Origin of the sequence: Candidatus Anaeroferrophillus wilburensis (assembly GCA_016934315.1) — a bacterium.
Classification (GTDB): Bacteria; Desulfobacterota; Anaeroferrophillalia; order Anaeroferrophillales; family Anaeroferrophillaceae; genus Anaeroferrophillus; species Anaeroferrophillus wilburensis.
In genome coordinates this window covers 58,119-70,896 of record JAFGSY010000027.1, presented here as the reverse complement: position 1 = coordinate 70,896, position 12,778 = coordinate 58,119, and the positions used below count along the sequence as shown (strand labels likewise).

The 12,778-nt window shown below is 54.6% G+C and carries 11 protein-coding genes and 2 tRNA genes; 10 read left to right on the top strand and 3 right to left on the bottom strand.

The window, feature by feature from the left end; genetic code table 11:
• Window positions 1-101: 101 nt before the first annotated feature.
• The gene (locus JXO50_06775; GenBank protein ID MBN2332792.1) at window positions 102-1,361 is read right to left on the bottom strand and encodes a 3-isopropylmalate dehydratase large subunit; all 1,260 of its coding nucleotides are present in this window, start codon (window positions 1,359-1,361) and stop codon (window positions 102-104) included.
• Between the two features lie 98 nt (window positions 1,362-1,459).
• Window positions 1,460-3,235 carry an aspartate--tRNA ligase gene (gene aspS, locus JXO50_06770; GenBank protein MBN2332791.1) on the bottom strand — a complete coding sequence of 592 codons (1,776 nt, stop codon included), beginning with the start codon at window positions 3,233-3,235 and terminating at the stop codon, window positions 1,460-1,462.
• A 263-nt stretch (window positions 3,236-3,498) separates the two neighbouring features.
• On the opposite strand from aspS, the gene JXO50_06765 reads away from it, so the two are divergent.
• The 9 genes from JXO50_06765 (at window position 3,499) to JXO50_06725 (ending at window position 11,963) form a co-directional block, all read left to right on the top strand.
• A tRNA-Pro gene (locus JXO50_06765) sits at window positions 3,499-3,575 on the top strand.
• Between the two features lie 219 nt (window positions 3,576-3,794).
• Window positions 3,795-4,628: a c-type cytochrome biogenesis protein CcsB gene (ccsB, locus tag JXO50_06760; protein ID MBN2332790.1), complete on the top strand. Its 834-nt coding sequence runs from the start codon at window positions 3,795-3,797 to the stop codon at window positions 4,626-4,628.
• 9 nt (window positions 4,629-4,637) lie between these two features.
• A complete protein-coding gene (locus tag JXO50_06755) occupies window positions 4,638-5,924 on the top strand; it encodes a glutamyl-tRNA reductase (GenBank protein MBN2332789.1) in 1,287 nt (428 codons plus the stop codon).
• A gap of 5 nt (window positions 5,925-5,929) precedes the next feature.
• Window positions 5,930-6,862: a hydroxymethylbilane synthase gene (gene hemC / locus JXO50_06750; protein MBN2332788.1), complete on the top strand. Its 933-nt coding sequence runs from the start codon at window positions 5,930-5,932 to the stop codon at window positions 6,860-6,862.
• Window positions 6,843-7,661 (top strand): uroporphyrinogen-III synthase, encoded by an 819-nt coding sequence (locus tag JXO50_06745; GenBank protein ID MBN2332787.1) that lies wholly within the window; start codon window positions 6,843-6,845, stop codon window positions 7,659-7,661. Before hemC ends, JXO50_06745 begins: the two co-directional genes overlap by 20 nt.
• Before the next feature lie 68 nt (window positions 7,662-7,729).
• Window positions 7,730-8,698: a porphobilinogen synthase gene (hemB, locus tag JXO50_06740; protein MBN2332786.1), complete on the top strand. Its 969-nt coding sequence runs from the start codon at window positions 7,730-7,732 to the stop codon at window positions 8,696-8,698.
• Window positions 8,695-9,765 carry a histidinol-phosphate transaminase gene (gene hisC, locus JXO50_06735; GenBank protein MBN2332785.1) on the top strand — a complete coding sequence of 357 codons (1,071 nt, stop codon included), beginning with the start codon at window positions 8,695-8,697 and terminating at the stop codon, window positions 9,763-9,765. Before hemB ends, hisC begins: the two co-directional genes overlap by 4 nt.
• Before the next feature lie 2 nt (window positions 9,766-9,767).
• A complete protein-coding gene (locus JXO50_06730; protein ID MBN2332784.1) occupies window positions 9,768-10,952 on the top strand; it encodes a pyridoxal phosphate-dependent aminotransferase in 1,185 nt (394 codons plus the stop codon).
• A gap of 27 nt (window positions 10,953-10,979) precedes the next feature.
• Window positions 10,980-11,963 carry a ketoacyl-ACP synthase III gene (locus JXO50_06725; GenBank protein ID MBN2332783.1) on the top strand — a complete coding sequence of 328 codons (984 nt, stop codon included), beginning with the start codon at window positions 10,980-10,982 and terminating at the stop codon, window positions 11,961-11,963.
• A gap of 89 nt (window positions 11,964-12,052) precedes the next feature.
• Here JXO50_06725 and JXO50_06720 read toward each other — a convergent pair whose 3' ends face one another.
• Window positions 12,053-12,229 (bottom strand): hypothetical protein, encoded by a 177-nt coding sequence (locus JXO50_06720; protein ID MBN2332782.1) that lies wholly within the window; start codon window positions 12,227-12,229, stop codon window positions 12,053-12,055.
• 155 nt (window positions 12,230-12,384) lie between these two features.
• Here JXO50_06720 and JXO50_06715 point away from each other — a divergent pair.
• Window positions 12,385-12,459, top strand: a tRNA-Val gene (locus JXO50_06715).
• Window positions 12,460-12,778 lie beyond the last annotated feature (319 nt).

The window sequence follows — 12,778 nt, the reverse complement described above, 5'->3', positions numbered from 1 at the left end:
GTTTTATGTTTTATTTTATGCGTTTACCAAAACTTGACTGGCTAGTTTAACGTACGTTGTAAAAAGAACTTTTGACTGTCAAGTTAGGTTAAAAGCAATAGTTAAAGATAGTTCCGTGGGTCGGCCAGCTTGCCCGTCAGGGCCGTTGCCGCCGCTGTCGCCGGTGAACCAAGATAGATGAACCCGTTGACATTGCCCATCCGTCCCTGGAAATTCCGGTTCTGGGTCGCCAGGCAGCGTTCGCCGTCGCCAAGAATTCCCTGATGAACACCGACACAGGCGCCGCAGCCGGGAGTATTGATGGAGGCGCCGGCATCATTGAAAATCTCCAACAGCCCCTCCCGCAATGCCTGGCCATAGACCGCACGGGACGCGGGGGTGACAATCAGGCGGGTCCCATGATGGACCTTTTTGCCTTTCAACAAGCCAGCCGCGACCCGCAGATCTTCAATCCGGCCATTGGTGCAGGTGCCGATAAACACCTGTTGAATGGTCACTTCCCGACAGTCCTCATGGTCTATGCTCCTGGTGTTGTCGACTGTATGGGGAAAGGAGATGGTCGGCACGATTGCGCCGGCGTCCAACTCAAACACTCGTTCATAGACCGCGTCAGGATCGGCAGCAACCGACCGATATTTTTCCTCCCGACCCAGTTCCACCAGGAAACGGCGAGTCATCTCATCACTGGCGATCAGGCCGCATTTTGCCCCGGCCTCAACCGCCATATTGGCCAGCACCATCCGTTCGGGCATAATCATCCCCTCGATCGTCTCACCGGCAAACTCCATCGCCTTGTAGGTTGCCCCGTCAGCGCCGATCATACCAATAATATGCAGAATGATATCTTTGGCGTAGACTCCGGGCTGCAGCTGACCGCTGATCACAAATTTCAAGGTTTCCGGCACCCGAAGCCAGGTTTTCCCAAGTGCGATACCCACCGCCACATCCGTGGACCCCATGCCGGTGGCAAAAGCACCGATGGCCCCTCCTGTACAGGTGTGGGAATCGGCACCGATGAGCAGTTCGCCGGGATTCAGGTATTTTTCCATGATCACCTGGTGACAGACCCCGTCACCAATATCGGAAAGCTGGCTGCCGGTTTTTTCCGCAAAAGCACGCAGCAGCATATGGTCATTGGCCAGTTCTCTTCGTGGACTTGGGGCGGCATGGTCGATAAACAGCACCGTCCGCGCCGGATTTTTCACTCCATCGACTCCAAGTTTTTCAATCTGCCGCACCGCCAGCGGTCCGGTACCATCCTGGGTCAGACAAACATCAACGGTACAGACCGACATGTCTCCGGCTTTCAGCTGCCGGTCGGCATGGGCCGACAGTATTTTTTCAACCAGGGTTTGTCCCATAGTACAACCTCCATCATATCTAGCTGCCTGTTCCAAGAAGCAGACCGTTTAAACACATCCAGAAACTCCCGGAACTAAGCCGGATGCTGTGAGTTTAATTAAGCCTGCTTGATGGCCAACTCTTTCAATTGCCGGCCACTGACGGTCGACGGTGCGCCGGTCATCAAACAGGTGGCTTTCTGGGTTTTGGGAAAAGCAATAACGTCACGGATTGATGACAGCCTCAACAGCAGCATGACCATACGGTCAAGGCCGAAAGCGATGCCGCCATGGGGCGGCGCCCCATATGCGAGCGCATCAAGGAGAAAACCGAACTTTTCCCGGGCCTCTTCAGGGCCGATATCCAACAGCTTAAACATCTTTTCCTGCAGCGCAGAATCGTGGATTCTGATGCTGCCGCCGCCGATCTCAATGCCGTTGAGCACCAGGTCATAGGCCTTCGCCCGGGCTCTGCCCGGTTCCGAGTCAAGCAGGAGAACATCTTCATCCATGGGAGCAGTAAAAGGATGATGAATGGCCACATGACGTTTTTCCTGGCCGTCATATTCCAACAGGGGAAAATCAGTCACCCAGCAGAAGGAGAACTGTTCCTCATCCACAAGACCCATCATCCTGCCCAGGTGCAGGCGCAGGCGACCAAGAGATTCATTGACAATCGCCGGTTTATCAGCAACGAACAGCAAAAGGTCGCCAACCTCGGCCGCAGTGGCCTGCTGCAGGGCGGCAACTTCCCCTTCTGAGAAAAATTTGACGATCGGCGACTGCCAGCCGTCTTGAGCAATTTTGATCCAGGCCAGGCCCTTGGCCCCATAGATTTTGACCACCTCTAGGAGGTCATCCACCTCTTTGCGGGACAGACGGGCGCCGCCCTTGAGGTTCAATCCCTTGATAATACCGCCGCCCTGCAACACAGAGTGAAAAACCTTGAATTCGGTGCCGGCAAAAACCTCATTGAGGTCGACCAGGGGCAGGTCAAACCGCAGATCAGGGGCATCAAGACCATACGTGGCCATCGCCTGGTCATAGGTAAGACGGGTAAAGTGTGCCGGCAGCTCCTTGCCAAGAAGCTCTTTAAAAACCTGCTTCATCATAGCTTCAATGAGGATAATAATGTCCTCACGGTCAACAAATGACATTTCCATGTCAATCTGGGTAAATTCAGGCTGCCGATCAGCTCTCAGGTCTTCGTCCCGAAAACATCTGACGATCTGGAAATAGCGGTCAAAACCGGCAACCATCAGCAGCTGTTTGAACAGCTGGGGGGACTGGGGCAGGGCAAAAAACTGGCCGGGGTTGGTCCGGCTGGGCACCAGGTAGTCACGGGCTCCCTCCGGAGTGCTTTTGGTAAGCATAGGAGTTTCCATCTCGAGAAAGCCCCGACCATCAAGAAACGAACGGATCAGGCTGGTAAGCCGATGACGAAAAATCATCGCCTGCTGCATGACCGGTCGCCGCAGGTCAAGATAGCGGTACTGGAGTCGCAGATTTTCTGAAACCTCTCCGGGCTCATCAACCATGAATGGCGGCGTTTTGGCCCGGTTCAGCAGTTTAACCTGATTGACAAGAACCTCAATTTCGCCGGTTGCCATCGTGGCATTGACCGTACCTTCGGGCCGCGGCGTTACCTCGCCGACCACCTGGAGTACATATTCACTCCTCACCTTGTGGGCTTCCTGATGGGCCTCGGGTGCGGTTTCGGGATTGAACACCACCTGGGTCAAACCATAACGGTCCCGCAGATCGACAAACACCACCCCGCCATGGTCCCGCCAGTTCTGGACCCAGCCGGATAACATCACCTGCTTGCCACTATCATCAGCGCGCAATTGGCCACACGTATGGCTGCGCTGGGAAACATTCAAACCGCTCGACATACTCATCTTTTCCATCTTCTCCTTTTTCGTACCCACAAGGTCCATCCTGAGGATTGCCGCAGACACCTCTGCCATGCCGTACACGGCGTCCATTACCAGTCAAAATATTGGGGGATCACCCGCCTAAACAGGCGGCATTGCTGGTGGCAGGGCTAGGGGGAACATACACAAACTCCCAAACGAGAGTCAAGCCTTTTCTCCCTGTAAAACCCCAGATTTACCCTTGACTTTCTTATAAAAATGGCGTAGGAACACCGGTCATTCGGGATGTGGCTCAGTCCGGTAGAGCACTGCGTTCGGGACGCAGGGGTCGGAGGTTCAAATCCTCTCATCCCGACCATACAATTATCCCTGCCAAAAGGGACATCATGGCCGGAAAAAGGTGGCAGACAGTGCCACCTTTTTTGTTTCCTTTGATCATCATTCCCCCAGGCCTGCCCCTTCATACCGCAAACGACCTAACCCCATAAATCGGTTGACACTTTCAACGTTTTACCGCTATAGTCCCAAAGGAAAACCAACCATGTTGGTATAATACTCTCTCTTCCAACCGGTCAGAATGATATCATTACTCTATTCCCCGCTGCTAATCCTTGCTCTCCTCCTGTACGCCCTTGGCATGCTCATGGGCTTTGGCGAAATCTACCGGGCCTCCAAGACCACCAGCCGGCTGGAAAACTGGCTCATTACCGGCGGCTTCATCCTGCACCTGCTGGCGTTCGTTCTGCGCTTCAGGGAAAGCCAGGCACTGCCGGTGACCAACCTCCACGAGTCGCTCTCCTGCTTTGCCCTTTTCCTGGCGGGCGCCTACATCTGGATATCACGAACTGCCAGGGTTTCCATTCTCGGCGCTTTCATCAATCCCCTGACCACCGTCGTCATGCTATGGGCGGTCCTCATCACCCAGCCAGTTAGTCCTCATCCACCGGTACTGAAAAGTTTCTGGCTGCCGGTGCATGTGATCTTCAGTTTTGCCGGCAACGCCATGCTGGCCATGACCTGCGGCCTGGGAATCATGTACCTGATTCAGGAACACCTGATCAAAACCAAACGGATCAGCCGCCTGTTCAAGCGGCTCCCCTCGCTCAACAAACTGGACCAGCTGAGCTACTCCTGCCTGAGCATCGGTTTTCCCCTGCTGACCCTGGGCATTATTACCGGTTCCATCTGGGCCTCGCTGGCCTGGGGATCCTACTGGAGCTGGGATCCCAAAGAAACCTGGTCCCTGATCACCTGGTTCCTCTATGCCGCCCTGCTTCATGGCCGGATTAATTCCGCCTGGCGGGGCAAAAAGGCGGCGATTCTCTCCATTATCGGTTTTGGAGCCATTATGTTCACGTTTCTCGGCGTCAATCTTCTCCTGTCGGGACTTCACGCTTATGCCGTCCGCTGAGGTTGACAGGTGAATATTGTAACGCTGGGAGTTAACCACAAATCGGCACCGGTGGAAATTCGTGAGTGCCTGGCCTTTGCTGAAGGTGCAATCCCCGCTGCTTTGCAGCAGCTACGGCAGCAGGTCGGACTGCAGGAAAGCATGATTCTCTCCACCTGCAACCGGGTGGAGATTTATGGCACCTGTGATGATGAGGACGAAACCAGGGAAAAACTCATCGCCTTCATCACCTCCTTTCATGATCTGCCGGCCGCCCGCTTTGCCGACAATCTTTACTATTTCACCAATCGCGAAGCTGTCCAGCATATCTTCCGGGTTGCCTCCAGCCTTGATTCCATGGTTGTCGGCGAACCGCAGATTCTCGGTCAGCTGAAGGAAGCCTTCGCTCTGGCCGTGGACCAGCAGACCACCGGTCTGATCCTCAACAAGTTCATGCACCGGGCCTTTTCGGTGGCCAAAGCGGTACGCACCAAGACAAAGATCGCCAGCAACGCAGTTTCCGTCAGTTTCGCCGCCGTTGAACTGGCCAAGAAAATTTTTGATGACTTGGGAGACAAAACGGTCATGCTGGTGGGCGCTGGTGAAATGTGCGAACTGGCCGCCCGCCACTTTATCACCCAGGGGGTCAAACAGGTGCTGGTTACCAATCGGACCTACCAGCGGGCCAGACAGCTGGCTGAAGAATTTAACGGCCACGCCATTGAGTTTGACGACTTCCATAACCAGCTTGACCGGGTGGATATCCTCCTCAGCTCCACCGGTTCCCCCACCTATATCATCAATCCCAGGCACCTGATCCCGGCGCTGAAAAAGCGTAAAAATCAGCCCATCTTTCTCATCGACATTGCTGTCCCGCGGGATATCGATCCGGCAACCAACGATATGGACGGAATTTTTCTCTATGATGTTGATGATTTACAGGAGGTTGTGGCGGAAAACATCGATCAGCGAAAACATGAAGCCGATCGGGCAGAGGCGCTGGTTGACCACGAGGTGGATAAATTTATTGCCTGGATTGAATCATTACAGGTAACCCCGACCATCAAGGCACTGCGTCGCATGGCCGAAGAGATCAGCCAGCAGGAACTGAAAAAAACCCTTGCCGGGCTGCCTGAGTTGACCAGCAAGGAACAGAAAAAGCTGGAAGCGATGACCAGGGCCATTGTCAACAAGATCCTTCACCATCCCATCAGCTGCATCAAGGAGCAGGCCGAAAACGGCAACCAGCTGCCGGTGGAAATTATCCGGCAGCTTTACAACCTTAACCAAGCGTCTGAAGACCTGGAACAGGAATAATACGCATGAAAAAAAAGCTGACAATCGGATCGCGGGGCAGTGCGCTGGCCCGCTGGCAGGCTGAATGGGTTCACGCGCAGCTCGCCGCGGCCTATCCTGAGCTCGAGGTTTCCATTACGTTCATCAAAACCAAAGGGGATAAGATTCTTGACGTACCCCTGGCCAAGGTCGGCGGCAAGGGACTGTTTGTCAAGGAGATCGAGGATGCACTGCTCAACGGCGATATCGATCTGGCGGTCCACAGCATGAAAGACGTGCCCACCGTCCTTCCCGATGGTCTGGGGATTGCCGTGACTCCCGAGCGGGAAGACCCTCGGGACGCATTTTTCTCACATCAGGGACTGGCAATCGGGGATCTGCCGGCCGGTGCGGTCATCGGCACCAGCAGTCTCAGGCGCCGGTCACAGCTCATCCACTACTTCCCCGGCCTGGAGCTGAAGGATTTGCGCGGCAATGTTGATACCCGGCTGAAAAAACTGGCCAACCATGAATATGACGGCATTGTGCTCGCCTATGCCGGCGTCAAGCGCCTCGGGCTGGACGGCCAGGTCACCCAGGTCCTGCCCGTCGAGCTGAGCCTGCCGGCCATCGCCCAGGGGGCCCTGGGGCTGGAAACCCGCATCGACGATCAGCAAACCAATGAGCTGATCCATTTTCTCCATCATCAGCCCACCAGCCTGGCGGTGACCGCCGAACGAGCCTTTTTGAGAACCCTTGAGGGCGGCTGCCAGGTCCCTATTGCTGCCCATGCGACGGTGGCTGCCGACCTAGTTACCCTTACCGGCCTGGTGGCCAGGGTTGATGGCAGCACGGTCATCAAGGAGTCCCGCTCGTCTGCCGATGATCCGGAAGCTCTGGGAATCACCCTCGGCAAAAGCCTGCTGGCCCAGGGAGCTGGAGAAATTCTGCAGGAATGCTATGAGCAGGAAAACAACTGACAACATCCTGGCCGGCAAACGCATCCTGGTAACCCGTCCCCGACACCAGGCAGAAAGTTTCATTAACCTGCTGCTGCAGGAAGGGGCGGAGCCCATAGCCCTGCCGACCATTGAAATCATCCCCCCGGACACCTGGGAGCCGGTTGACCGGGCCATCGCAGCGCTGGACCAGTATGGGTGGATCATCTTCTCCAGTGTCAACGGAGTCCGGTATTTCTGCCGACACCTCCGGAAGGTAGGGCATGCGATCAGTGAGCTGGAACAACATCTGATCATCAGTGTCGGGCCGAAAACGGCCGGTGCACTCGCAGAAGAAGGGCTCACCAGCACCATGCTGCCGGAAGAATACCAGGGCGAAGGAATACTCAAAATTCTGGAAAAAACAGCGGTAGCCGGCTGCCGCTTTCTTCTGCCCCGGGCCAAGGTAGCCAGGGAAATACTGCCTGAAACCCTGCGCAGCCGGGGGGCAATAGTCGATGTCGTTCCTGTCTACCAGTCTATTTTCCCCCAATCGTCGGCTGATCGGCTTGACAGGTTATTTGCCGACCGGGAGGCAATTGACATGGTGACCTTCACCAGCTCGTCGACGGTAACCAACCTGGTCAGCCATTGCCGCCAGCTCCCGGCCTTTGCAACAATCCGCCAGCTCCCGGTGGCCTGCATCGGTCCCATAACCGCTGATACCGCCCGGGAAGCAGGCCTGAATGTCCAGGTGGTGGCCGCCGACTACACCGTTGAAGGCCTCATTGACGCCATGAAAACCTGGCTCAACCAATCGGGGACGTTGTTAAATTGTTAAATTGCGTTATTGTAATTTAACAATTTAACAACGTCCCCAACAAACAACAAAGTACAGGAGTTTAGGACATGTATTTTCCTTCCTATCGTCCACGACGTTTACGGGCCAACAGCCAGATTCGCCGCATGGTCCGGGAAACCAGGCTGTCCGTTGATGATCTCATCTACCCTCTCTTTGTCTGTCCGGGACAAGGGGTAAAAAAGGAAATATCCTCCATGCCCGGCAATTACCAGCTTTCCATTGATATGCTGGTCAAGGAGATGGCCGAAGTGCAATCGCTGGGCATTCCGGCCGTCATTCTCTTCGGCATTCCGGAACACAAGGATGAAGTGGGCAGCGGGGCCTATGATGATCAGGGAATCATTCAGCGGGCTATCCGGGCGGTCAAGGAAACCACCAGTGATGTCCAGATCATTACCGATGTCTGCCTTTGCGAATATACCTCCCATGGGCACTGCGGCATTGTCCAGAATGGTGAAATCCTCAACGATCCCACCCTTGAGCTGCTTGCCCGGGAGGCAGTTTCCCACGTCAAGGCCGGCGCCGACATGGTCGCCCCTTCCGATATGATGGACGGCCGGGTGGGTGTCATCCGGGAAGCCCTGGATGAAGAAGGCTTTGCCGAAACGCCGATCATGGCCTATGCGGTCAAGTATGCTTCGGCATTTTACGGCCCTTTTCGCGATGCTGCTGAATCACCGCCCCAGTTCGGCGACCGCCAGAGCTACCAGATGGACCCCGGCAATGTCAGGGAAGCCATTCGGGAAGCGGAACTTGATATCCAGGAAGGCGCCGATATGATCATGGTGAAGCCGGCTCTGCCTTATCTCGATATTATCCGGCTGATGCGTGAGGAGTTTGACCATCCCCTGGCGGCTTACAATGTCAGCGGCGAGTTTTCAATGATCAAAGCGGCTGCCCAACTGGGCTGGATTGACGGCACCAAAGTCATGCTGGAATCACTGCTGGCCATCAAACGGGCCGGAGCCGATCTGATCCTCACCTATTTTGCCAAGGAAGCGGCAAAGCTGCTATGAGCAATCGCCATGTTCGCCCGGCCATCAGCACGATGGCCGGCTATACACCCGGTTTTCAGCCACCCAGAAACCAGCAGATCATCAAGCTGAATACCAATGAAAACCCCTACCCGCCCTCCCCGATGGTGGCAGCGGCTATCCGGCGGGCGGTTGAAAGCTGCGATCGCTTCCGGCTCTACCCTGACCCGGTGAGCGATCAGCTGCGACAAACCGCAGCCCGGGTTTACGGGTTGAACCCGGAGCAGGTGCTGGCCGGCAACGGCTCCGATGATCTGCTGCGGATCCTGCTGGACACCTTTGTCGATCCCGGAGAATCGGTGGGGTTTTTTGAACCCTCCTATTCGCTCTATCCGGTACTGACCAGGATCAGGGGCGGACTTCCCCGGGCTTTCCCCCTCAACCGGGAAAAGCCCGAGCAGCGTATTGACACTACCGGCATAAAGCTTTTCTACCTCACCACCCCCCATGCCCCCTACGGCTTTTCATTCAGCAACGGCTATATCAAAAAACTGGCTGACTGCCTGGATGGCATCCTGGTCGCTGATGAAGCGTATGTTGATTTTGCCGAAGAAAGCGCCTTGGGGATTTTGGCCGAGTGCAAAAACCTGGTGGTGACCCGCAGCTTTTCCAAGTCGTATGCCCTGGCCGCCATGCGGGTTGGACTGGCTTTCGCCGCCCCGGAAATTATTGTCGAAATGGATAAAGCCCGGGACAGCTATAACCTTGATCTCCTGGCCCAGGAGGCGGCCACTGCGGCTCTGCTTGACGAAAGTTACTTAAAAGAAACCGTCGGCCGGGTGAAAAAAGTACGGCAGGAATTCGGCCACCTGCTTGCTGAACATGGGTTCACGGTATTCCCTTCCCGGACCAATTTCATCTTCACCATCCCACCGGCCGGGTTCAAGGCCGCAGACCTCTATCAATTTCTGGCTGACCATCATATCCTGGTTCGCTACTTTGCCGCCCCGCCCCTGGATCAGGGCATCCGGATCAGCATCGGCACGACAGAACAGATGGATCAGGTTATCCAGACTATAAGCAATTTTTTAGTTCAGGAAGGAAAATAATCATGCCGATTGCCAACCGCATCACCGCTTTTATGGAACGATCCTCATGGATCAGAAAAATGTTTGAAGAGGGGGCCGCCCTGAAAGCCAAACTGGGAGCGGAAAACGTTTTCGATTTCACCCTCGGCAATCCGGACCTCAGTCCACCGCCGGAAGTGGAAGCGGAACTGCTTAAGATTATCCAGGAGAAGCAGCCGATGAAATACGGCTACATGCCAAACTCCGGTTATCCTGAAACCAGACAAGCGGTAGCCGACTATCTCAGCACGGAGCAGCAGACCAAAGTCGGGGCCAACGCTATTGTCATGACCTGTGGTGCCGGCGGGGCGCTGAATGTCATTTTCAAAGCCATTCTTAATCCCGGTGATGAAGTCATTGCTCCCCGGCCCTATTTTGTTGAATACAACTTTTATGTTGACAACCACGGTGGCTTTTTGAAAACTGTCGCCACCCTTCCTGATTTCACCCTGGATATGGATACCATTGAAGCGGAGATTACCGCTAAAACCAGGGCGGTGATCATCAACTCGCCCAACAACCCCACCGGCGCCATCTTCCCCGAAGCTCAAATCAAGGCCCTGGGGGAGCTGCTGGCCCGCAAATCGGCGGAAACCGGCCAGACCATCTACCTGATTTCTGACGAACCCTATCGCAAAATTATTTATGATGGCGCCGCGGTACCACCCATTTTCCCCTTTTATGCCAACAGCATCATCGCCAACTCCTATTCCAAAGACCTTTCCCTGGCCGGTGAACGGATCGGTTTTCTGGCCCTCAATCCAGCGGCGGATGATTTTGCTCAACTGACTTCCGGTTTCCTGTTCTGCAACCGGATTCTCGGCTTTGTCAATGCACCCGGCATCATGCAGCGTTTAGTGGCCAGGTTTCAGGGCAGATCAGTCGATATTTCACTGTATCAACAGAAGCGTGATCTGCTCTATACCGGTCTGGTTGAAGCCGGTTTTACGGTCGCCAAACCGGCCGGGGCTTTCTACCTGTTCCCCAAAAGCCCGCTGGAGGATGATGTGGAGTTTGTCCGCACCCTGCAGACATTCAATATTCTGGCCGTACCCGGCAGCGGCTTTGGCGGCCCCGGCTACTTCCGCCTGGCCTACTGTATTGATGACGCCAGCATCAAGCGCTCTTTGCCGGTCTTCAAAAAAGTCGGCGAAAAGTTTTTTGGTTAATTTCTTAAGGGAAAGGAAGGAACATCCATGAAACACAATGTCATTCTCGGCACTGGTTCAGCAGCCCCGGACAACATTGTCACCAATTTTGATCTGGAAAAAATCATGGACACCTCGGATGAGTGGATTACCCAGCGCACCGGCATCAAGGAACGGCGGATCGCCCTACCGGGGGAAAAGTTTTCCGACTTCGGCCTTCCTGCCTCCCACCAGGCTCTGAAAATGGCCGGCATTGAGGCGACCGATCTCGACATGATCATTGTCGGTTCCCTGACCCCAGACACCCTGATGCCATCCGGCGGCTGTACCATGCAGGCCTTGCTCAACGCCGACCGGGCGGTGGGTTTTGATGTCTGCGCCGCCTGCTCCGGCTTTGTCTACGGCCTGGCAATTGCCGACCGCTTCTTGAAAAACGATCCTGAGCTGCAGATTCTGGTGGTCGGCGGCGAAATCGTTTCCCACCATATGGACTGGGAAAACCGCAATACCGCCGTGCTGTTTGGTGACGGTGTCGGGGCGGCAGTGGTTGCCGCCCGGGAAAACCAGGGAGCAAAAATCCTGTCGGTGGAAATGGGTTCAAACGGCAAACTGGGAGATCTGCTCTACTTTCCCGGACTCGGCTCAGCGCACCCGGTAGGCCGTGAAGATTTCAGGCCGGAACACAACTACATCGTCATGCAGGGCCGGGAAATTTTCAAACATGCCATTAAAAACATGGTGGAGATCTCCGGCAAAGCAATCCAGAAGGCGGGAATCTCCCCGGACCAGATCACCAAAATCATCCCCCATCAGGCCAACCTGCGGATCATCGAAATGCTGGCCAAACAATTCAAGCGGCCCCTCGATCAGGTTTTTGTCAATATCGACCGCTATGGCAACACCTCGGCAGGCACCATTCCCATCGCCCTCAACGAAGCCAATCGGAGCGGCTTTCTGGAAAAAGGTGATCTGGTACTCTTGACGGTTTTCGGCGGCGGGTTGACTTGGGCGGCGGCGGTTGTTGAATGGTAAAAGCACAGGGGCAGCCGTTGGCTGCCCCTGTTTTATATAAAACAAAGTAGTCATTACCGTTATAACGGCTTCATAAATTGCTGAATCCCCTACATATCAAGGTTTGGAGCCGTGCACGTTGAAAAAGCCTGATCAAGGAAATATTCCGTTCTGGCTCTTTCAAGCTGCCGCTGGCCGACAAGCGCTGCCAGATGCTCGACAATGTACTTTTCTCCATACCGGTCAATGAGAAGGCCAAGTTCCATAACACAGGATTCTTCGCTCATCGTTCCATCCCTCAGGGTTACTCCCTCTCCTTAGCAGGATATTCGGCAACAGCAGGAAAAAACTTGAAAGATGATTGCGATGAAATAAAGCGGTTAATTTAGTCTTGCATCACCACCTGGCGCCATGCTATACAACAATCCTTCAATGATGATCCGGGCGGTTAACTCAGTGGGAGAGTGCTACCTTCACACGGTAGAAGTCACTGGTTCAAATCCAGTACCGCCTACCACCAATAAAACCGCATATTTAGCCCTTGACGGCAGATATGCGGTTTTTTCTATATATTGGTTGTCAGATGGGTGTCAATATAACAACAAGAGGCACCTGCCACTAAAAGAATTAATGATTGATATCTTTGCCATCCTCAACCTTCACTTGCATACTATTGCACTACGAAGTATCAGCTTCCCAAGCTGAAAGTCGCGGGTTCGAATCCCGTACCCAGCCCCAAAAAATACCTACAATTCAGTTGGTTAGAACAGCAAAAGGGGAAGTCGCCATGACTTCCCCTTTTGCTGTTTCACCCCCTAACAGCCGGTTTTCCTCAT